The organism is Streptomyces sp. NPDC014864, from assembly GCF_043081525.1.
GTDB lineage: Bacteria > Actinomycetota > Actinomycetes > Streptomycetales > Streptomycetaceae > Streptomyces.
On record NZ_JBIBWT010000009.1, the window covers coordinates 242,946 to 264,082 of the forward strand.

Here is a 21,137-nt window from a genome sequence, read left to right on the forward strand (position 1 = left end):
AACGAAGTAACCCGAGACCTCCGGGGGAGGAACCGCCGCTGACTGTCCACCACCTCAACCAGCTCCTTCTCGTCTGCTCGCTCGTCCTGCTCGTCGCCGTGGCAGCGGTCCGGATCTCCTCGCGCAGCGGGCTCCCCAGCCTGCTCGTCTACCTGGGGATCGGTGTCCTCCTCGGCCAGGACGGCCTGGTCCACCTGCACTTCGACAACGCCCAGCTGACCCAGATCATCGGCTACGCGGCCCTGGTCGTGATCCTGGCCGAGGGCGGTCTCGGCACGAAGTGGCAGGAGATCAAGCCGGTCCTGCCCGCCGCCTCCGTCCTGGCGCTGGTCGGGGTCGGCGTGAGCGTCGGCGTCACGGCGGCCGGCGCGCACTACCTCATCGGGCTGGACTGGCGGCCGGCGCTGATCATCGGAGCGGTGGTGTCCTCCACGGACGCGGCGGCGGTCTTCTCGGTCCTGCGCAGGGTCCCGCTGCCCGCGCGCGTGACGGCCACGCTGGAGGCCGAGTCCGGCTTCAACGACGCCCCGGTGGTCATCCTGGTCGTCGCCTTCTCCTCGGCGGGGCCGGTCGAACACTGGTACGTACTGCTGGGTGAGATAGCTCTGGAACTGGCCATCGGCGCGGCCATCGGCCTCGCGGTCGGCTGGCTCGGCTCCTGGGGCCTGCGCCATGTCGCACTGCCCGCCTCCGGCCTCTACCCGATCGCCGTGATGGCGATCGCGGTCACCGCCTACGCGGCCGGCGCCCTCGCGCACGGCAGCGGCTTCCTCGCCGTCTACCTCGCGTCGATGATGCTCGGCAACGCCAGGCTGCCGCACTGGCCCGCCACCCGCGGCTTCGCCGAGGGGCTCGGCTGGATCGCCCAGATCGGCATGTTCGTCCTGCTCGGCCTGCTGGTCACACCGCACGAACTGGGCGACGACATCTGGCCCGCCCTCGTCATCGGCCTGGTCCTGACCATGGTGGCGCGGCCGCTCAGCGTGGTGACCAGCCTGGTGCCGTTCCGGGTGCCCTGGCAGGAGCAGGCCCTGATGTCCTGGGCCGGGCTGCGCGGCGCCGTGCCCATCATCCTGGCGACGATCCCGATGGTGAACGGCGTCGACGCCACCCACCGCATCTTCAACATCGTCTTCATCCTGGTCGTGGTCTACACCCTGGTGCAGGGGCCGACCCTGCCGTGGCTGGCCCGGACGCTGCGCCTGGGCGTGGGACCGGAGGCCGCCGACCTCGGCATCGAGGCGGCGCCGCTGGAGCGGCTGCGCGGCCATCTGCTCTCCGTCGCGATCCCGGAGGGGTCGCGGATGCACGGCGTGGAGGTCAACGAGCTGCGGCTGCCGGCCGGGGCCGCGGTCACGCTCGTGGTCCGTGAGGGAAAGTCGTTCGTCCCGCTGCCGACGACGGTCCTGCGGCGCGGCGACGAGCTGCTCGTGGTCGCCACGGACCCCGTCCGGGACGCCGCGGAACGGCGGCTGCGCGCGGTGGGCCGGGGCGGCAAGCTGGCCGGCTGGCTGGGCACCAACGGGGGCGGCCACGGCGAGCGGCGGCATCCCGGCGGCTCGCGTTGAGGGCACGTTTCGCACTGTTCACACCGGCGGCAATCACAGGCGAACGGCCGCCGCGGTGCTCCTTTTCACAGGGGTACGAGGCACCGGCCCCTGTACGATGAAGGCGCACCCTGATCGAACCAACTCTGCCTGACGCAGAGCTGGCGCGACCGTATGGCGGCCGTCTCGCCCCCCGCAGTGGGCGCCGGTATCTACCGCAGTCCGCGCAAGAGGACAGCTCTCGGCGCCCGGAGCCCCGCCCGTGGGCCCGCGCTACCAGGCGGCAGAAAGGCACGGGCCGTGGCATCCACGGTCTCCACCGGACCGGCGCGGAACACGACGGAGCCGGGCACCTCGACGGACTCCGCGCACGCGGCGACCACCGCGAGCGCCACCAACCCGGCGCGCTCGGGGAACCCCACCGAACCGACCGGTCCGGCGGCATCGTCCTCCCGGCCCGGGTACGGGCAGCTGCTGCGCACCCGCGGCGCCTGGACGTTCCTGCTCCCCGGCTTCGCGGCCCGCCAGCCGTTCGCCATGCTCACCCTCTCCATCGTGCTGCTCGTGCAGCACACCACCGGCTCCTACGGCGCGGCGGGCGCCACCGCGGCCGTCACCGGTGTCTCCATGGCCCTGTTCGCCCCCTACAGCGGCCGGCTCGCCGACCGTCACGGGCAGCGCGCGGTGCTGGTGCCCGGCGTCCTGATGCACGCCCTGGCGGGACTGACGCTGACGGCGCTCGCTCTCGCGCACGCCCCGCTGTGGGCGCTGTTCGCGGCCGCCGTGCCGACCGGGGCCTCGGTGCCGCAGGTCGGGCCCATGGTGCGGGCCCGCTGGGGCGTGATGCTCAAGGACTCCCCGCTGATGAGCACCGCGGCGGCCTTCGAGTCGGTCACGGACGAGCTGACCTTCGTCGTCGGCCCGCTGCTGGCCACCGCGCTGTGCACGACCGTCGCCCCGGCGGCGGGCCTGCTGACGGAGGCCGTGCTGACCCTGGCCGGCGGTCTGCTGTTCGCGGCGCAGAAGCACACCCAGCCCGCCGTCACCGCCGAGGCCCACGCGCGCGTGGCGCACGCCTCCGCCCTGCGCGTGCCCGGCGTGCGCGTGCTGATGGTGACCTTCCTGGGCATCGGGTCGGTCTTCGGCGGGATGCAGGTCTCGCTGGCCGCGTTCACCGAGTCGATCGGCGAGCCGGGCCTCAACGGCGTCCTGTACGGGATCTTCGCCGCGGGCAACATGCTCTCCGGCGTGGTCTGCGGAGCCGTGGCCTGGAAGGCCTCCCCGCAGCGCCGCCTCGTCCTCGGCTACGCGGCCCTCGCGCTGACCGCGTCGGCCCTGTGGACCGCCCACTCGGCGGCCGTCCTCGCCGTGCTCGGCCTCCTGGTCGGCATGTGCATCGCACCCGCCCTGATCACCGGCTACACCCTGGTCGAGAGCCTGGTGCCGGCCGGCGCCCGCACCGAGGCGTTCACCTGGCTCACCGGCGCCGTCGCGCTCGGCCAGGCGGCCGCCGTCACCGTCGCCGGGCAGCTGGAGGACCGGCTGTGGGGCGGCGCCGGGTTCCTGGTCCCGCTGGCGGGCACGGTGCTGGCCCTGGCGACCCTGGTGGCCCTGCGGTCACGGCTCGACGCGCGGCCCCGCGCCCGGACGGTCGCACGTGGCGTCGGTCACCGCGCGCCCGTGTCGGTGGACTGATCTCGAGGAATACGTCACTATGGATCGTCGTTAGCACTCATCGAGTCAGAGTGCCAGGAGGAAGACAGTGCCCACCTACCAGTACCAGTGCACCGAGTGCGGCGAGGGCCTCGAGGCGGTGCAGAAGTTCACCGACGACGCGCTGACCGAGTGCCCGAGCTGCCAGGGGCGCCTGAAGAAGGTGTTCTCCGCGGTCGGCATTGTCTTCAAGGGCTCCGGCTTCTACCGCAACGACAGCCGCGGCTCCTCGTCGAGCAGCAGCCCGGCGTCGTCGAAGTCGTCGAGCACGTCCTCGAGCTCGTCGTCCTCCTCCGACTCGGGTTCGTCGGCCGCGGGCACGTCCTCGGCCTCGCCGTCGAGCTCGGCCGGCAGCTCCGCCGCCTGACACCTCTTCTCCCCGGGCCCCGCCGTCGCCGGACGGCGGGGTTCCCGGCGTTCCCGAAGCGGCCTCCTCACGACGGTCGGGGGCGGATAGTGTGCTGGTCATGGCGAACGCAGAGATCGGTGTAATCGGCGGTTCCGGCTTCTACTCGTTCCTGGACGACGTGACCGAGATCCAGGTCGACACGCCGTACGGGCCGCCCAGCGACTCCCTCTACCTCGGTGAGATCGCCGGCCGCCGGGTCGCCTTCCTGCCCCGGCACGGCCGCGGCCACCACCTTCCGCCGCACCGCATCAACTACCGGGCCAACCTGTGGGCGCTGCGCTCCGTGGGCGTGCGCCAGGTCTTCGGCCCCTGCGCGGTGGGCGGCCTGCGCCCCGAGTACGGGCCCGGCACCCTGCTGGTGCCGGACCAGTTCGCCGACCGTACGAAGTCCCGGGTGCAGACGTACTTCGACGGGCTGCCGCTGCCCGACGGCACGGTGCCGCGGGTGGTGCACGTCTCCCTGGCCGACCCCTACTGCCCCACCGGGCGCGCGGCGGCCCTGAAGGCGGCACGCGGGCGGAACTGGGAACCCGTCGACGGCGGCACGCTGGTCGTGGTGGAGGGCCCGCGCTTCTCGACCCGTGCCGAATCGTTGTGGCACCAGGCGCAGGGCTGGTCGGTGGTGGGCATGACCGGCCACCCGGAGGCGGCGCTCGCCCGCGAACTCGAGCTCTGCTACACCTCGCTGACCCTGGTCACCGACCTCGACGCGGGTGCCGAGACCGGCGAGGGCGTCTCGCACGAGGAGGTGCTCCGGGTGTTCGCGTCCAACGTGGAACGGCTGCGGGGCGTGCTCTTCGACGCGGTGGCCGCGCTGCCCCCGGAGGCGGAACGGGACTGCCTGTGCTCGAACGCGCTGGGCGGGATGGATCCGGGGTTCGTGCTGCCGTAGGTGGGGGTGCGGGGGCCTCTCCGGCGGGACTGGTCTGCCTCCGCTGCCTCCGCTGCCTCCGCTGCCTCCGCTGCCTGGCGGAACGTCCCGTTCGGGTGAGGCGGTTGTCCACAACCCGGCAGTAGCACACGGGCCCCGGCGGACGGCCGCCGCTTCGTGGATCGTGGCATCGCAACCGATTCCACGTCGTCCACAGGTGGTGGTCCCTGGTGGTTCAGCGGGTTCCCGTGTCCTCGTCTCCGTCGTCTCCGTCGCTTCCCTCGCCTCCGCCCTCTTCGCCGTGTCCGTCGTGTCCGTCGTGTCCGTCGTGTCCGTCGTGTCCGTCGGCGGTGCCTTCCCCGGCTTCTCCGTCGTCGCTGCTCCCGCCGGGCACGGACGCTCCCGCCCCGTGCCCGGTGCCCTCTTTCGCGCCGGTGCGGGTGCGCGGCGGCCGGTACGGGCTGCGGCGGCTCGTACGGCACCGGAGGCGGGCGGTGGCGGCCGGGCTCGCCGTGACCGCGGCCGCGCTGGTGGCGGCGGGGCCGGGATACGGACCCGACTCTCCTCGGAGCGGGCGGCCCCGCGGCCATCCGCCGGCGGCCCGGGTGCGGGAGCACCCCGGCGGGCACGGCGAGGCCCTGGTGACCGCGCCGGTGCGGATCGCCGACGCGGCCACGGTCCGGCTGCTGCGGCCGGGAGACCGGGTCGACGTCATCGCCGCGAAGGATCCGGCGGCGGGCGGCGAGGCCCGTGTGGTCGCGCGGGGCGCGCGGGTGACGAAGGTGCCGGAACCCGTGGACGGCACGGCGGAGAGCGGCGCGCTGGTGGCTCTCTCGGTGCCGCGCGCCACGGCGGCGCGTCTGGCGGGGGCCGGTGTGACGTCCCGGCTGGCGGTGACGCTGTGGTGAGCCGTAGGTTGCGGAGCTGTTTGTTCCACAACCTGTTTGTACGAGGAGGGCTCCGAGGTGAGCGAGAAGAAGGACCCGAGCGTCTGGCAGGGCTTCAAGGCTTTCCTGATGCGCGGGAACGTCGTCGACCTGGCGGTCGCGGTGGTCGTCGGCGCGGCCTTCACCAACATCGTCAATGCCGTGGTGAAGGGTGTGATCAGCCCGGTCATCGGGGCGATCGGCACCAAGAACCTCGACCACTACAGCTCGTGCCTGAGCGACAGGTGCAAGGGCGACGAGGGCATCCAGATCCTGTGGGGATCGGTGCTCGGCGCCACCCTCCAGTTCGTGATCACCGCGGCGGTGGTCTACTTCCTGATGGTCCTGCCCATGGCGAAGTTCCTGGCCCGCCAGGAGGCACGGAGGAAGGCCCGGGAGGGCACCCGGGAGATCATCGAGGTGACCGAACTGGAAGTGCTCAAGGAGATCCGCGACGAGCTGGTCGCGCAGCGCGGCCCCGAGCAGGGCCGGCGGTAGCGGTCTCGGGCCGGCGGGACTCCGGGAGGCCTGTCGGCCGGGGAGGCGCCGGGGCCGATACCGGAGTCGACAGGGCTGACCCTGGCGGTCGCAGGGCTGACCCCGGAGGCGGTGGAGCGTGCCTCAGATGTGGTGGGGCGGCTTCTCGTCGAGGAAGCGCTTCAGGTCGGCGGCGCTGTCCCTCTCCGTCCGCTCGCCCCACCCGCGGTCGGTGTCGTCCGTGGACTGCTGGCTCAGGGGGTCGTCGAAGATCAGCGCACTCTTGGGATCGCGCGGCTCGGGGGCGGTACTCATGCCTCCAGGGTACGGTCCGGCGCGGCCGGGGCCGTCGGTGAAGTCCGCTCCGGGACACGGGCGGCGGCGGGAGACTGCCCCCATGAGAGTTGACGCATTGACGGACGTCGCCGGTGTGCGGGTGGGACACGCGACGCGCAGGGGCGGCGGGTGGCTCACCGGCACCACGGTCGTGCTCGCGCCGGAGGGCGGTGCCGTCGCCGCCGTCGACGTGCGCGGCGGCGGCCCGGGCACCAAGGAGACCGACGCACTCGATCCGCGCAACCTGGTGCGGAAGGTGGACGCGATCGTGCTGACCGGGGGCAGCGCCTACGGGCTCGACGCGGCCTCCGGGGTGATGGCCTGGCTGGAGGAGCGGGGGCGCGGGGTGCGGGTGGGGCCGGACCCCGCGCAGGTCGTGCCGGTGGTGCCCGCCGCCTGCCTCTTCGACCTCGGGCGGGGCGGCGACTTCCGGGCCCGGCCGGACGCGGCCACCGGGCGCGCGGCGGTCGAGGAGGCGGCGGCGAGCGAACCGGGTGCGTCCGTGCCGGAGGGCTGCGTGGGCGCCGGGACGGGAGCGGCCGTGGGTCCGCTCAAGGGCGGGATCGGCACCGCGAGCACGGTGCTGGACTCCGGGATCACGGTGGCCGCGCTGGTGGCGGCCAACGCGGTGGGATCGGCGCTGGATCCGGAGACGGGGGTGCTGTACGGGGAGGTGGGACGGGGGCGGGTGACGTACCCGGACGCGCGGGTCCACGACACCGCGCGCCGGCGGCTCGCCGAGTCCGCCGAACGGAACGGCACGCCGCCGCTGAACACCACGCTGGCGGTGGTCGCCACCGACGCGGACCTGTCCAAGGCGCAGGCGCAGAAGCTGGCCGGGACGGCGCACGACGGCATCGCGCGCGCCGTGCGCCCGGTCCATCTGCTCAACGACGGGGACACGGTGTTCGCTCTGGCCACGGGTGAACACCCGCTGGACTCCCGCGATCCCCTCGCCCTGAACGCCGTCCTGGCCGCGGGCGCGGACGTGGTGACCCGGGCGATCGTACGGGCCGTACGCGCCGCCGAGCCGGTGGACGGGCCGGGCGGGGCCTGGCCCGCCTACGAGGAGTTGTACGGAGTCGGAGGTGGACGGTCCGGCTCGTATATCTCGTGATGCCTGCGATTGTCCCGGTTCTGTCACGCGGTGGCCCGTAGCGCGATCGGCGGGAACCCCGGCGGGTGGTGGATCGCTCTTTACCGACGCACTGCAGCGGATCACCTCACCACTCGAACCTGGAGCAGCCCGTGACAACGCCGGACATAGCAGCGCGGCGCGCACTGGTGGCCTGTGCCGCCCTGATGGTCGGCGCCCTGACCCTCACCGGATGCGGTGGCGACGCCACCGCCAACGACGGCAAGGACGGTGACAGGAGCAACCCCAAGACGTCCACGGCGAAGATCGCCATCTCGGCCAAGGACGGCTCGACGGGTGCCTCGATCAACGCCACCGGCGTGAAGGTCAGTGACGGCAGGCTGACCGAGGTGAAGATGACGGTGGCGGGCTCGGGGCAGGCCGTGCAGGGTTCGATCTCGGCCGACGGCCGGAGCTGGAAGCCGAAGGAGCAGCTGGAGCGCGGCACGAAGTACCAGATCTCGGCGACCGCCAAGGACGAGGACGGGCGTACCGCCGCCGCCAACTCCATCTTCACCACGGTCAGCTCGGCGAACAGCTTCATCGGCACGTACACACCGGACAACGGCGCGACGGTGGGCGTCGGGATGCCGGTGTCGTTCACCTTCGACAAGGCGATCAGCGACAAGAAGGCCGTGCAGTCGCACATCACGGTCATCTCCAACAGCGGACAGCAGGTCGTCGGCCACTGGTTCGGCGCGCAGCGGCTCGACTTCCGGCCCCAGGACTACTGGAAGGCCGGCTCCAAGGTGACGATGAGGATCGACCTGGACGGCGTGCAGGGCGCGAACGGCGTCTACGGCGTGCAGAAGAAGACGGTCACCTTCACGATCGGCCGCTCGCAGGTCTCCACGGTCGACGTCGGCACGCAGACGATGACCGTCGTGCGGGACGGGCAGACCCTGAAGACGGTGCCGATCTCGGCCGGCAGCCCGCAGCACACCACCTACAACGGGCAGATGGTGATCTCGGAGAAGTTCGTGCAGACGCGCATGAACGGCTCCACGGTCGGCTTCGGCGGTGAGTACGACATCGCGGACGTACCGCACGCGATGCGCCTGACCTCGTCGGGCACGTTCATCCACGGCAACTACTGGTACAACAAGGGCAACCCGCCCTTCGGCCGCGAGGGCACCAGCCACGGCTGTGTCGGGCTCGCGGACGTGCAGGGCGCGCAGGGCGACACCAGCGCCAAGTGGTTCTACGACAACTCGCTCGTCGGCGACGTCGTGGTCGTCAAGCACTCCCCCGACTCCACGGTCGCCCCGGACAACGGGCTCAACGGCTGGAACATGGACTGGAGCCAGTGGACCGCGGGAAGCGCCGTGTGATCGCCAACAGGCCTTCCAGCAGCGGATTTTGACCCATCGCCGGGCCGTGCGGGAACTTCTCGCGCGGCCCGCTCGTTTTCCCGGCGTACGTTTTCTCGGTTCCCGGACATGATGTCCGACCGAGGGGCTACGGTATGCACCCACAAGGTGACATGCAGCGACGCCGGGAGAAACCTTGAGCGTTCCGTACGAGACGGCAGCGTACGAGCCACGCGAATCGCCCGAGTCTCCGGAGGAGCACCTCGCGCGACTGCTCGGCCGCGCCCTGAACTCCTTCGAACTGCCCGACGAGACCATACGGCGGCTCGACTGCGCCCTCGCGTACGACGGTTCGCTGCACTCCGCCCACCACAGCGCGGGGCTGCACCGCGAGACGTACCGGCACACCTGGCTGCTCGCCGACGGCTCGGCGCTCACCCTCTGGGAGCTGGTGCACAACACCGCGCCGGGCAGCGAGCCGCAGCACGAGGTCTACGTCGACGAGGAGGAGCTGCGCACCGCCACCGGCCGACTGCCGCTCCCGGCGGACACGCCGGACTTCGAACTCCCGGTGCTGATGCAGCTCTCGCAGGTTGCCGAGGCGCGGCACACGTATGTGCCGGACGGCTCGGCCGATCATGCGCGCCGTCTGCTGCGGCGCGCGGAGAACCCGGACCGGCCGGGCGCGGACATCGCCTCCCTGCTGGCGACGGCGGCCGCGCACCAGATCACCCAGGCCTTCGGCCGCCCCTGCCGCGCGGGCCGCGCCGGGCTGTGCTTCTCCCTCTACGAGCACGCCTTCCTGCTCGGGGACGGGAGTGAGATCTCCCTGTGGGAGGTCGAGCACACGGCGACGCCGGACGGCCGGCACATGTGCGAGGTGTACGCGACGGAGGACGCGGCCCGGGACGCGATGGAGCGCCGGGCGGCGCGGGTGTCGTAGGGGCGAGCGCCGGCAGCGGCCGCTCAGTGGCCCTCGTCCAGTTGCCGCATCAGGCCCACGAAGGCGTCCCGTTCCGCCGGGGTCAGTTCGACGGACTCGCGGTGGGGGCCGGACTCGGACTGGTGGGGGACGGCCGGCAGGCGCGGGAGAGTGGGCCGGTGAGCGGTCTCGAGGCGGACGGCGCGTCGGATGCGGGCCAGGCCGATCAGACAGGCGGCGGTCAGCGCGGCGGGGACGGCCACACCCATCCACATCAGGGGCGAGACATGCTCAGGCATGCGTTCCAGTAGACACCACGGCCGGGACTTTGACCCCGGACCGTGACGTATCTCGCAGGTGCCGTGGAACAACTCACAGTGCCCCAAAGGGACAGCGGCAGAAGCAGGCGGGCAGGGCGACGGCCGCCGCCCCCGGGTCGTTCCCAGGGCGGCGGCCGGCGCCACGGACTCACGCCGCCACGGGGTGCTTCCGGTCGGCCGCCGGCGCCTGCGCGTTCTCCCCCGTGCCCTGGGCCGCCGCGCCGGGGGCCGGCTTGCGCAGGCTCTTCAGCGCGACCACCAGGGCCGTCGTCACGCACACGCCCGCCGCGATGGCGATCAGGTAGAGGAACGGGCTGCCGATCAGCGGGACCACGAAGACGCCGCCGTGCGGGGCGCGCAGGGTCGCGCCGAAGGCCATGGACAGCGCACCGGTGACCGCGCCGCCGACCATCGCGGACGGGATGACGCGCAGCGGGTCGGCCGCGGCGAACGGGATCGCGCCCTCGGAGATGAAGGAGGCGCCCAGCACCCAGGCGGCCTTGCCGTTCTCCCGTTCGGCCCGGGTGAAGAGCCGGCCGCGCACGGTGGTCGCCAGCGCCATCGCCAGCGGCGGCACCATGCCCGCCGCCATCACCGCGGCCATGATCTTCATCGCGGAGTCGCTCGGGTCGGCGACCGCGATGCCGGCGGTGGCGAAGGTGTAGGCGACCTTGTTGACCGGGCCGCCGAGGTCGAAGCACATCATCAGGCCGAGCAGGGCGCCGAGCAGGACGGCGTTGGTGCCGGTGAGGCCGTTCAGCCAGTCGGTCATCGCCTTCTGCCCGGCGGCGATCGGCTTGCCGATGACCACGAACATCAGGAAGCCGACCACCGCCGAGGAGATCAGCGGGATCACCACCACGGGCATGATGCCGCGCACGGCCTGCGGTATCCGCACCTTCTGGATCGCCATCACCACACCGCCGGCGATCAGACCGGCCGCCAGGCCGCCGAGGAAGCCCGCGTTGATGGTCAGGGCGATCGAGCCGCCGACGAAACCGGGCACCAGGCCGGGGCGGTCCGCCATGCCGTAGGCGATGTATCCGGCGAGGACCGGGACGAGGAAGCCGAAGGACACCACGCCGATCTGGAAGAGCAGCGCGGCCCAGCTGTCGCCCTGGGTCCACACGAAGTGGTCCATCACCGACGGCGCCTTGTTGATCTTGTAGCCGCCGATCGCGAAGCCGAGAGCGATCAGCAGACCACCGGCCGCGACGAAGGGGACCATGTAACTGACGCCGGACATCAGCCACTTGCGCAGCCTGGTGCCGTACCCCTCGTGGGCGTCGCCGGCCCGCTCGACCGGTGTCCGCGCCGCACCGGAGGTGACCTCGCCGCGCGCCGCCTTGTCCCGGACCTCGGTGATCAGTTCGCCGGGCCGGTTGATGCCCGCCTTCACGCCGACGTCGACGGTCGGCTTCCCGGCGAAGCGGTCCTTGTCGCGTACGGGCACGTCGTGGGCGAAGATCACGCCGTCCGCGGCGGCGATCACGGCCGGGTCGATCCGGGTGAAGCCGGCCGAGCCCTGCGTCTCGACGACGACCTCGACGCCCTCCGCCCGGCCCGCGTTCTCCAGCGACTCGGCCGCCATGTAGGTGTGGGCGATGCCGGTGGGGCAGGAGGTGACGGCGACGATCCGGAAGGGACGCCCACCGGATGCGCCGGGCGCCTCGGACCCGGCGGGAGCGCCGGAGCCGGCGGCAGCCTTGGACTCGGTGGGAGACCCGGCGGTGACGCCCGGCGCCGGAGTGGGGACTGGGGCGGAGCCCGAGGCGGCGGTGTCCGTCTCGGGCATGCTGCCCGCTGCGGCGCCGGCGGAGGCCGCCCCCGGCGCCGCAGCGGAGTCTTCGCCGTCGCTCCGCGCCGCCTCGGGGGCCTCGTCACCGCGGATCAGCGCCGCCGCGGCGGCCGCGTCGCCCGCCGACCGCAGCGCGGAGGTGAACTCGGCGTTCATCAGCTGCCGCGCCAGCGAGGACAGGATCGTCAGATGGGCGTCGTCGGCGCCGGCCGGCGCGGCGATGAGGAAGATCAGGTCGGCGGGGCCGTCCGCCGCACCGAAGTCGATCCCGGCGGCGCTGCGCCCGAAGGCGAGCGTGGGCTCGGTGACGTGCTCGCTGCGGCAGTGCGGGATGCCGATGCCGCCGTCGAGACCGGTCGGCATCTGCGCCTCGCGGGCGGCCACGTCCGCGAGGAAACCCTCCAGGTCGGTCACCCGGCCCTGGGCCACCATCCGCTCGGCGAGGGCTCGGGCCGCCGCGTCCTTGGTGTCGGCGGACAGGTCGAGGTCGACCAGGTCCGCGGTGATCATGCTGCTCATCGCGGGCTCCTTAGCACGCGTGTCGCCCGGGGCGTGCGGTGGGCGGGGGCGGAGGCGGGGGTGCTGTGCGGGGAAGCGGGAGACGTCGTACGTACGTTCATGGCACCGGCTCCTTCAGGGGGCGGTCGACCGGCACCTCGGCCGTGACCGTCACCGCCGCAGGGTCCAGGTCGCGCGGGGCCGGCATCAGGCTGCCCGGCAGCCGGACGGCGGCCGCGCCGTGCGCGACGGCGGAGGCGAGGGCCTCCCGGCCGCTGCCGCCCGCGATCAGGAAGCCGGCGAGCGAGGAGTCGCCGGCCCCCACGTTGCTGCGGACGACGTCGACGTGCGCGGAGCCGAACCAGGCGCCCGCACCGTCCACGAGCAGCTGGCCGTCGGCGCCGAGGCTGGCGAGCACGGCGCCCGCGCCCAGCCCGCGCAGTTCCTCGGCCGCCTTCAGCGCGTCGCCCACCGTGGCCAGCGGGCGTCCGACGGCCTCCGCCAGCTCCTCGACGTTCGGCTTCACCACGTCCGGGCCCTCGCGCAGTGCCGCGAGCAGCGCGGGTCCGGAGGTGTCCAGCGCGATGCGCACGCCGGCGGCGTGCGCCCGCGCGACCAGGTCGGCGTACCAGGACGGGTCGAGTCCGCGCGGCAGGCTGCCGCAGCACGCGATCCAGTCGGCGCCGCGCGACTGCCGCCGCACGGTGTCCAGGAGCAGTTCCTGCTCGTCGGCGGAGAGCTCCGGCCCCGGCGCGTTGATCTTCGTCAGGACACCGTCGGCCTCGGCGAGGGCGATGTTGGAGCGGGTGGCCCCGGCGACCGGCACCGGCGCGACCTCGATGCCCTGCGCGTCGAGCAGCTCCGCGACCAGCGCGCCCGGCGCGCCTCCCAGGGGCAGCACGGCGACCGTGCGCCGTCCGGTGGCGGCGACCGCGCGCGAGACGTTCACTCCCTTGCCGCCCGGGTCCATCCGTTCGCCGGTGGCGCGGACGACCTCGCCGCGGTGGAGTGTGGGGACCTCGTAGGTGCGGTCCAGGGACGGGTTGGGGGTGACGGTGAGGATCATGCGCGCACCACTTCCGTGCCGCCGCGCTCGATGGCGGCGCCGTCCTCGGGGCTCAGACCGCTGTCGGTGATCAGCAGGTCCACGTCGCTCAGGTCGCCGAAGCGGGCGAAGTGCTCCTGGCCGTGCTTGGCGGAGTCGGCGAGCAGCACCACACGTCGGGCGGCGGCGACCGCCGCGCGCTTCACGGCGGCCTCGGCGAGGTCGGGGGTGGTGAGACCGTGCTCGGCGGAGAAGCCGTTGGCGGCGACGAACAGCACGTCGGCGCGGATCTCGCCGTAGGCGCGCAGGGCCCAGGCGTCCACCGCGGCGCGGGTCCGGTGCCGCACGCGCCCTCCGACGAGGTGCAGCTGGATGCCAGGGTGGTCGGCGAGGCGGGCCGCGATGGGGAGGCTGTGCGTGACGACGGTGAGAGTGGCCTCCAGCGGGACGGCCCCGGCCAGGCGGGCGACCGTCGTACCGGCGTCGAGGATCACCGTGCCCTCGGTGGGCAGCTCGGCGAGGGCGGCCTTGGCGATCCGGTCCTTCTCGTCGGCGGCGGTGGACTCGCGCTCGGTGAGGTCCGGCTCGAAGTCGAGGCGCCCGGCCGGGATGGCACCGCCGTGCACCCGGCGGACCAGGCCGGCGCGGTCGAGGGCCTTCAGGTCCCGGCGGATGGTCTCCGCGGTCACCTGGAACTCCTCGGCGAGCGACACGACGTCCACCCGGCCGCCGTCACGGGCGAGCCGGAGGATCTCCTGCTGCCGCTCCGGTGCGTACATGTCCGTTTGCCTCCGACCGATGCCCGAACCTGTGGTTTCCCTGCGAGGCTACGCCCGCGTTCGGGGAAAGTAAACAGGTTCGGGCTCGAATCGGGCATGAACGGGCTTGCGGAGTAGGAGCGGAGCGGTCAGCCCACGAGCGCGCGCTCCCGCTCCGGCGTCCCGGGCGCCGCCTGCTCCTCGCCTGCGCCCTCCATGTGCTGCGCCGGGCGCCTGGGCAGCGCGGACATCAGGACGAAGATGACGCCCATCACCGCGACGACGTACACCAGCGCGTGCCGGAAGGCGTGCACGAAGGCCGGACCGACCTGGGCCGGTGCCGGCCGGTCGCCGATCACGCCGAAGAACACCACCGACACAAGGCCGAGGCCCAGCGCGTTGCCCATCTGCTGCACGGTGTTGATCAGGCCGGACGCCGAACCGGCGTGCTCGCGCGGCACCTCCGAGAGCACGGCGTCCGTCAGCGGGGCGACGATCAGGCCCATGCCCGCGCCCATCACGACCAGCGGCAGCGCCATCTGCCAGGAGGCGATGTGCAGGCCGTAGCGGCCGGACTCCCAGATGTAGAGCAGGACACCGGCGCCCATGGTCAGCGCGCCCGCCTGAAGGACCTTGCGGCCGAACCGCGGAACCAGCTTCTGCACCGACATCCCCGCCGCCACCGAGACCGCGATCGAGAACGGGACACCCGTCAGCCCCGCCCGCAGCGCGCTCCATCCCAGCCCGATCTGCATGTACAGCGTCCAGACCAGGAAGAACACACCGAGCGCGACGCCGAAGACGGTCTGGACGGCGATGCCCGCCGCGAAGCTCTTGACCCGGAACAGGGACAGTTCGACCAGCGGGGAGCCGTCCCGCGCCGCCTTCCGCCGCTCGTACGCGACCAGGACCGCGAAGACCACGAAGGCGCCCGCCATCGACCCGTATCCCCACAGCGGCCAGCCCAGCTCACGGCCGCGGGTCAGCGGGTAGAGCAGCATCAGCAGGCCGAGGGTGACCAGGCCGACTCCGACGAGGTCCAGTCTCAGCGCGCGCGGGGCCCTGGACTCGGTGATGAAGCGGCCGCCGAGGAGGAGGGCGGCGACGCCGACCGGGAGGTTGATCAGGAAGATCGGGCGCCATTCGAGGCCGAGGAGGTTCCATTCGGTGAGCAGCGCGCCGAGCAGCGGACCGGAGACCGCGCCGAGCCCGACGATCGCCCCGAACAGGCCGAAGACCTTGCCGCGTTCGTGCGCCGGGAAGGTGGCGTGCACGATCGACAGGACCTGCGGAACCATCATCGCCGCCATGCCGCCCTGGAGGATGCGGGAGGCCACCAGCATGTCCGGGTTCGCGGCGAAGCCGCACAGGGCGGAGGCGAGGGTGAAGCCGCCGATGCCCACGAGGAACAGCCGCTTGCGGCCGTGGATGTCGCCGAGCCGCCCGCCGGTGATCAGGCCGGCGGCGAAGGCGAGGGCGTAACCGGCGGTGATCCACTGGATCTGGCTGAAGGACGCGCCGGCGTCCCGCTGGATGGAGGGGATCGCGATGTTGACGATCGTGACGTCCACGAGGTCCATGAAGGCCGCGGTCATGACGATGGCGAGCGCGAACCAGCGGCGGCGGTCGGCTGTGCCGGGGGCGCCGGAGAAGCCGGCGGTGTGCGGGGTGGGGCCGGAGGTGCGCGGGGCGTCGGCGGCGGCCGCCGGTTCGGGTGGCGTGTCGCGGGTCGTGTCGGTGGTCATGGCTTCACGGTAGAAGCGCAATAGGTCAGATCATGTCCTAGCTGTACGGCATCCTCGAACGCATGACGACGGACACTCCGGCTCGGCTGCTGACGCTCCTGTCCCTCCTCCAGACGCCCCGCGAATGGCCCGGCGGTGAACTCGCCGGCCGGCTCGGGGTGTCCCGCCGTACGGTCCGGCGCGACATCGACCGGTTGCGGGAGCTGGGCTATCCCGTGCAGGCGACGCGGGGCTCCGACGGGGGCTACCGGCTGGTCGCGGGCAAGGCGATGCCGCCGCTGGTGCTCGACGACGAGGAGGCGGTGGCGATCGCGGTGGGGCTGCGGGCGGGGGCCGGGCACGCGGTGGAGGGCGTGGACGAGGCGTCGGTACGGGCCCTGGCGAAGCTGGAGCAGGTGCTGCCGGCCCGGCTGCGGCACCGGGTCTCCACCCTGCAGGCCGCGACGACACCGCTGGTGAGCGGGGACGGGGCGAGCATCGCGCCCGAGACGCTGACCGTGATGGCGTCGACGGTCGCGGGGCAGGAGCGGCTGCGGTTCTCCTACCGGGCAGGGGACGGGACCGAGACGCGCCGCCTGACCGAGCCGCACCGTCTGGTCTCGACGGGGCGGCGCTGGTACCTCGTGGCCTACGACCTCGATCGCGCGGACTGGCGGACGTTCCGGGTCGACCGGGTGAGCGAGCCGTTCGCGACGGGGGCGCGGTTCGCTCCGCGGGAGCTGCCGACCGGGAGCGCGGCGGAGTACCTGCGGCAGTCGATGCACCGGCAGCAGGGGACGTACGAGTTCACCGTGACGTTCGCCGAGTCCGCGGACGTCGTCGCGGGGCGGTTGCCGGCCTGGCTCGGTGCGCCGGAGCCGCTCGACGGCGGCGGGTGCCGCGTGCGGGCGAGTACCGGTGACCGGGTGGAGTGGCTGGCGGTGCGGCTGCTGATGACGGGGCTGGAGTTCGTGGTGCGGGAGCCCGCGGAACTGGTGGACGGCGTCCGCGAACTGGGGGCGCGGCTGAGCCGGGCGGCCGGGGGCGCCTGAGCGGGACGCGGCCGGCGGCGGGGACGGTCCGCGTTCAGGGGTGCGCGGATCAGGTCCAGTCGAAGTCGCGCAGGGCGGCGAGGTTGCGCAGGGCCAGCTCGGCGGGGCCGTCCGGGCCGTCGGGCCGGGACTCCCCGGCGGCCCAGCTCTCCACCGCCACGCGTACGGCGGCGCTGGCCACGGCGGCGGCGAAGCGCACCTCCTGGGAGCCGGGCGGCCGCTCGGCAACGTTGTCGAGGCGCCCCGCCAGGACCTCCGCCAGCCTCCGTTCCGACGCCTGGCACTCCTCCGCCCAGACCTTGCGCACCGCCGGATTGGTGTCGGCCAGCCGGATGAGCGTGCGGACCCACTGCCAGGAGGCCTCCGAGACCCCGGCGCCGGGGGTCAGCGTGTAGCGCACCGCGTGTTCCAGGGTGCGGAGGACGGGGAGGTCGCCGGGGGCTTCGCGCACCGCCTGTGTCCACCGTTCGGCGCCGGCCGCGTAGAGGGGCGCCACGGCCTCCTCCTTCGTGGCGAAGTACCGGTAGAAAGTGCGCGGGGCGACACCGGCGGCCTGGGCGATGTCCTCGGCGCGGGTGGCCCGCAGCCCCCGGGTGACGAAGAGGCGGGCCGCGGCCCGGGCGATCTCCATCCGCGTGACCGCCTTGCGGCGCTCGGTCAGCGTGGGCGAGGAGGGGGTACGTCTCGGAGAAGGGGTGGAACTGCTCACATCGGCAGGTTATGCCTGTGTGGCACAATCTGCCATCTGGGCGGGCCACCCCGGGGTTCAGGTCCGGGGTGCCCCGCCTGTCCGGTGTGTGCGGAGGCGGAGAAGGAAGTAGCCGGGCTCCGGCACCCGGGGGGGGGTGGCGCCGAAGCCCGGCTGGGGAGAGTCCCGGCGCCGGGGGGGTGTGCGTCGGGACTTGGCTCGGTGGTCCGTCCGCCGACTCCTCCGGTGGCCGTTCCGGGGTCGGTGCGGGCGGTTTCGTGCGGGGCCGTGCGGGCCGAACTGCTGTGCCCTGAAAGGTTGTTCCCACGGCCCCCCGGGTTGAAGCGGCGGTACAGCGCCATTGTTCGCGCGTACTTCTGCCACCCGGCGTACGCGGCCGGCGCGCGGCGCTCGCCCGCCTTCCGGCATCGACGAGACCCTTCCGGCACCCGCGAGCCGCGGAACCCTCCGCGAGCGGCGGACAGTCCCGGTTCCCCCCTGCGCGGCCGGCGTGACGGGGCTCCCCTTTCGGGGCCCGCGTCACGCCGACACCAGGGGTGGTGTCACGCGGACGCCTCGGGACCGGGTCAGGCCGCCGCGTCGAAGCCGGTGTCGCGGGCCAGCTTCTTCAGCTCCAGCAGGGCGTGCTTCTCGATCTGGCGGATGCGCTCGCGCGTCAGCCCGTGCTCCTTGCCCACCTCGGTCAGCGTGCGCTCCCGGCCGTCATCGATGCCGTAGCGCATCTTGATGATGGAGGCCGTGCGCTGGTCGAGGCGGCCGATCAGGTCGTCGAGCTCCTCGCTGCGCAGCAGGGTGAGCACCGACTGCTCCGGCGACACCGCCGAGGTGTCCTCCAGGAGGTCGCCGAACTGGGTCTCGCCCTCGTCGTCCACCGACATGTTCAGCGAGACCGGGTCGCGGGCCCAGTCGAGGACGTCCGCGACGCGCTCCGGCGTCGAGCCGAGCTCGGTGGCGATCTCCGCGGGCTCCGGGTCACGGCCGTGCTCCCGGTTGAACTCGCGCTGGACCCGGCGGATGCGGCCGAGTTCCTCCACGAGGTGGACGGGCAGGCGGATCGTGCGGGACTGGTCCGCTATGGAGCGGGTGATCGCCTGACGGATCCACCAGGTCGCGTACGTCGAGAACTTGAAGCCCTTGCGGTAGTCGAACTTCTCGACGGCGCGCACCAGGCCGGCGTTGCCCTCCTGGATCAGGTCCAGCAGGGGCAGACCGCTGCGCGGGTAGCGCCGGGCGACGGCGACGACCAGGCGGAGGTTGGAACGGATGAAGATGTCCTTGGCCCGCTCCCCCTCGGCGACCAGGGCTTCGAGCTCCTCGCGGGAGGCGTCCGCCTTGGACTCCTCGAGCCCGTCGAGGATCTGCTGTGCGAACACACCCGCCTCGATGACCTGGGAGAGCTCGACTTCCTTCGCGGCGTCGAGCAGCGGTGTGCGCGCGATCTCGTCGAGATACATGCCGACCAGGTCGCGGTCGGCGATCTCGCCGCCATGGGCGCGAACACTGTTTGCCGCGTCGGCCGTCTCGCCGGTGGCGGACTTACGACGGGCGACGGCACGGGTTGCCATGCGTGCTCCCTTGCGATGGTGGGTCAGCGGGTGGGCTGCGGACGCTGGACACTGTCTTGGGGGACTCTCCTCGGGTGCCCCGCATCCGATGGAAACAACGACTGGAATCCGGACAGAATTCCCAACCCACCCCCCAATTTTTCTGATCATGCAGTACCCTGCACGGCCGCTGCGCCCGAGCACCGCCGACGGCCCTCACGGAGACGCAGGTCAGAGCGGTGAGCGCCCTCTCCGTCGAGGTCCCCGCGAGCCCCGCGCTCCGGCCGCCGCGAGGCTCCGGTCACACGTGCGGTGGCCGGTCCCTCACGGGGAGGGCCACGGAGAGCGTCGCGGGAAGAGCCGCGGGGAGAGCGTCGCCCTCGGCCGCTCTCCCACCCTCAAGGACGGGTGGTACCGGCCGAAGGTTGCCGCAAACCCGGACTCTCAGGAGATTCCCAGACTCTCCACACCCAGAGGTACGCAGCGCGTGTGTGCTTGTTTCAGCCGAACTGCACGGACCGCTTCGCCATTCCCATCCAGAAGCCGTCGATCACGGATTTCTGCGTGTCCAGCTCCCCACCGGCCTCCGCCGCGCCCATGGTCACGAAGAGCGGGGCGAAGTGCTCGGTGCGCGGATGGGCGTACCGGCCGGCCGGGGCCCTGTCGAGGAAGTCGAGCAGGGCGTCCCAGTCGCGGGTCTCCAGCGCGCGGCGGCCCCAGTCGTCGAACTCGGAGGACCAGCTCGGCACCCCGCGCCCGGCGTGACGCAGCGCGGCCAGGTTGTGGGTGAAGAAGCCGGAGCCGACGATCAGCACGCCCTCGTCGCGCAGCGGGGCCAGCCTGCGGCCGATGTCCATGAGCTTCACCGGGTCGAGGGTCGGCATGGAGATCTGCAGGACGGGGACGTCGGCCGCGGGGAACATCTCGACGAGGGGGACGTAGGCGCCGTGGTCGAGGCCGCGACTGGGCACGTCCTGCACCGGCATACCGGGGGCGCGCAGCAACTTGCGTACGCTCGCGGCGAGTTCGGGGGCGCCGGGAGCGTCGTAGCGCACCTGGTAGTAGCGCTCCGGGAAGCCCCAGAAGTCGTGGACGAGGGGGACCGGCTCGGTGGCGCCGATGGCGAGCGGGGCCTCCTCCCAGTGGGCGGACACCACGAGGATCGCCTTGGGGCGGGGCAGCGCGGCGGACCAGGAGGCGAGTTCACCGGGCCAGACCGGGTCGTCCGCGAGCGGTGGGGCGCCGTGGCTGAGGTAGAGGGCGGGCATGCGTCCCGGGGCACGCTCCGCCGTACCCTCCCGGCTGCGGCCCTGCTGCGTGTGCGCCTGGGTGGCTTCGGACATGATGGCGGCTCCCTCCGGCATTGCTTGAAAGCTAAAGCTTTACTCGAGAGGGTACGTCCCGATTGTTTAACTTTCAAGAAGTGGCCTCGTACAGTGGAGCCATGAACACGGCACCCGCATCCGCGACCGGCTCCGGCCCCGGCCCCACCGGGGACCATCGCTGGCTCACCGCCGAGGAGCAGCTCGTCTGGCGCTCCTACCTGCACGCCACCACCCTCCTGGAGGACCACCTCGACCGGCAGCTGCAGCGTGACGCGGGGATGCCGCACATCTACTACGGCCTCCTCGTCCAGCTAGCCGAGTCCCCGGGCCTCCGGCTGCGGATGACCGAGCTGGCCAGGAACGCGAAGATCACCCGCTCCCGTCTCTCGCACGCCGTGGCGCGCCTGGAGAAGAACGGATGGGTACGCCGTGAGGACTGCCCCTCCGACAAGCGGGGCCAGTTCGCGGTGCTGACCGAGGAGGGGCGGGACGTCCTGCGCCGTACCGCGCCCGGCCACGTGGCCGCCGTACGCCAGGCCCTGTTCGACCGGCTGACCCCGGAACAGCAGAAATCCCTCGGCGAGATCATGCGGATCGTCGCCGAGGGACTCCAGCCGGACGAAGCGGGTGCGGACCTGCCCTGGCTCCGCTGAGCGGAGTGCGCGGAGGGGCCGGGGCAAGGCAAGGGGCAGGCCGTCCGGTCGGTGGACGGCCGGTG

20 protein-coding genes are annotated in these 21,137 nt (G+C 72.8%); 11 read left to right on the forward strand and 9 right to left on the reverse strand.

The features are described 5' to 3' along the window. Window positions 1–38 precede the first annotated feature (38 nt). The 6 genes from ACF1A5_RS19070 (at window position 39) to mscL (ending at window position 5,964) form a co-directional block, all read left to right on the forward strand. Window positions 39–1,568 (forward strand): potassium/proton antiporter, encoded by a 1,530-nt coding sequence (locus ACF1A5_RS19070; protein ID WP_392194066.1) that lies wholly within the window; start codon window positions 39–41, stop codon window positions 1,566–1,568. 450 nt (window positions 1,569–2,018) lie between these two features. Next, entirely contained in the window at window positions 2,019–3,242 is a 1,224-nt protein-coding gene (locus ACF1A5_RS19075; RefSeq protein WP_392194067.1) for an MFS transporter, read from the forward strand. Window positions 3,243–3,309: 67 nt separating this feature from the next. After that, on the forward strand, window positions 3,310–3,627 hold the full coding sequence (locus ACF1A5_RS19080) for an FmdB family zinc ribbon protein (RefSeq protein ID WP_392194019.1): 318 nt from the start codon (window positions 3,310–3,312) through the stop codon (window positions 3,625–3,627). A 100-nt stretch (window positions 3,628–3,727) separates the two neighbouring features. Next, on the forward strand, window positions 3,728–4,561 hold the full coding sequence (locus ACF1A5_RS19085) for an S-methyl-5'-thioadenosine phosphorylase (protein WP_392194020.1): 834 nt from the start codon (window positions 3,728–3,730) through the stop codon (window positions 4,559–4,561). Window positions 4,562–4,890: 329 nt separating this feature from the next. Next, on the forward strand, window positions 4,891–5,448 hold the full coding sequence (locus tag ACF1A5_RS19090) for a hypothetical protein (protein ID WP_392194021.1): 558 nt from the start codon (window positions 4,891–4,893) through the stop codon (window positions 5,446–5,448). A gap of 57 nt (window positions 5,449–5,505) precedes the next feature. Next, window positions 5,506–5,964, forward strand: coding sequence for a large conductance mechanosensitive channel protein MscL (gene mscL, locus ACF1A5_RS19095; protein WP_392194022.1), 459 nt, complete (start codon window positions 5,506–5,508; stop codon window positions 5,962–5,964). A 123-nt stretch (window positions 5,965–6,087) separates the two neighbouring features. On the opposite strand, the gene ACF1A5_RS19100 is transcribed toward mscL, so the two are convergent. After that, window positions 6,088–6,258, reverse strand: coding sequence for a hypothetical protein (locus ACF1A5_RS19100; protein ID WP_392194023.1), 171 nt, complete (start codon window positions 6,256–6,258; stop codon window positions 6,088–6,090). Between the two features lie 82 nt (window positions 6,259–6,340). On the opposite strand from ACF1A5_RS19100, the gene ACF1A5_RS19105 reads away from it, so the two are divergent. The 3 genes from ACF1A5_RS19105 (at window position 6,341) to ACF1A5_RS19115 (ending at window position 9,667) form a co-directional block, all read left to right on the forward strand. Continuing rightward, on the forward strand, window positions 6,341–7,396 hold the full coding sequence (locus ACF1A5_RS19105; RefSeq protein WP_392194024.1) for a P1 family peptidase: 1,056 nt from the start codon (window positions 6,341–6,343) through the stop codon (window positions 7,394–7,396). 131 nt (window positions 7,397–7,527) lie between these two features. Then, window positions 7,528–8,745, forward strand: a complete 1,218-nt coding sequence (locus ACF1A5_RS19110) for an Ig-like domain-containing protein (protein ID WP_392194025.1) — start codon at window positions 7,528–7,530, stop codon at window positions 8,743–8,745. A 175-nt stretch (window positions 8,746–8,920) separates the two neighbouring features. Continuing rightward, window positions 8,921–9,667, forward strand: a complete 747-nt coding sequence (locus ACF1A5_RS19115; protein ID WP_392194026.1) for a DUF6227 family protein — start codon at window positions 8,921–8,923, stop codon at window positions 9,665–9,667. Between the two features lie 23 nt (window positions 9,668–9,690). Here the strand turns inward: ACF1A5_RS19115 and ACF1A5_RS19120 are convergent, their stop codons facing one another. The 5 genes from ACF1A5_RS19120 to ACF1A5_RS19140 form a co-directional block, all read right to left on the reverse strand. After that, complete coding sequence (locus ACF1A5_RS19120) at window positions 9,691–9,945, reverse strand: hypothetical protein (RefSeq protein ID WP_392194027.1); 255 nt, start codon at window positions 9,943–9,945, stop codon at window positions 9,691–9,693. 169 nt (window positions 9,946–10,114) lie between these two features. Continuing rightward, entirely contained in the window at window positions 10,115–12,283 is a 2,169-nt protein-coding gene (locus ACF1A5_RS19125) for a fructose-specific PTS transporter subunit EIIC (RefSeq protein WP_392194028.1), read from the reverse strand. Window positions 12,284–12,380: 97 nt separating this feature from the next. Next, window positions 12,381–13,328: a 1-phosphofructokinase gene (gene pfkB / locus ACF1A5_RS19130; RefSeq protein WP_392194029.1), complete on the reverse strand. Its 948-nt coding sequence runs from the start codon at window positions 13,326–13,328 to the stop codon at window positions 12,381–12,383. Continuing rightward, the gene (locus ACF1A5_RS19135; RefSeq protein WP_392194030.1) at window positions 13,325–14,086 is read right to left on the reverse strand and encodes a DeoR/GlpR family DNA-binding transcription regulator; all 762 of its coding nucleotides are present in this window, start codon (window positions 14,084–14,086) and stop codon (window positions 13,325–13,327) included. Before ACF1A5_RS19135 ends, pfkB begins: the two co-directional genes overlap by 4 nt. A 128-nt stretch (window positions 14,087–14,214) precedes the next feature. Further along, window positions 14,215–15,810 (reverse strand): MFS transporter, encoded by a 1,596-nt coding sequence (locus ACF1A5_RS19140; RefSeq protein WP_392194031.1) that lies wholly within the window; start codon window positions 15,808–15,810, stop codon window positions 14,215–14,217. A gap of 62 nt (window positions 15,811–15,872) precedes the next feature. On the opposite strand from ACF1A5_RS19140, the gene ACF1A5_RS19145 reads away from it, so the two are divergent. Then, window positions 15,873–16,841: a helix-turn-helix transcriptional regulator gene (locus ACF1A5_RS19145; protein WP_392194032.1), complete on the forward strand. Its 969-nt coding sequence runs from the start codon at window positions 15,873–15,875 to the stop codon at window positions 16,839–16,841. Window positions 16,842–16,890: 49 nt separating this feature from the next. Here the strand turns inward: ACF1A5_RS19145 and ACF1A5_RS19150 are convergent, their stop codons facing one another. The 3 genes from ACF1A5_RS19150 to ACF1A5_RS19160 form a co-directional block, all read right to left on the reverse strand. Next, a complete protein-coding gene (locus tag ACF1A5_RS19150) occupies window positions 16,891–17,550 on the reverse strand; it encodes a TetR/AcrR family transcriptional regulator (RefSeq protein WP_392194033.1) in 660 nt (219 codons plus the stop codon). A gap of 566 nt (window positions 17,551–18,116) precedes the next feature. Further along, window positions 18,117–19,115, reverse strand: coding sequence for an RNA polymerase sigma factor RpoD/SigA (locus tag ACF1A5_RS19155; RefSeq protein WP_392194034.1), 999 nt, complete (start codon window positions 19,113–19,115; stop codon window positions 18,117–18,119). A gap of 479 nt (window positions 19,116–19,594) precedes the next feature. Next, window positions 19,595–20,362, reverse strand: coding sequence for a dioxygenase (locus ACF1A5_RS19160; RefSeq protein ID WP_392194068.1), 768 nt, complete (start codon window positions 20,360–20,362; stop codon window positions 19,595–19,597). Between the two features lie 176 nt (window positions 20,363–20,538). On the opposite strand from ACF1A5_RS19160, the gene ACF1A5_RS19165 reads away from it, so the two are divergent. Then, the gene (locus ACF1A5_RS19165) at window positions 20,539–21,072 is read left to right on the forward strand and encodes a MarR family winged helix-turn-helix transcriptional regulator (RefSeq protein WP_392194035.1); all 534 of its coding nucleotides are present in this window, start codon (window positions 20,539–20,541) and stop codon (window positions 21,070–21,072) included. Window positions 21,073–21,137: the final 65 nt, after the last annotated feature.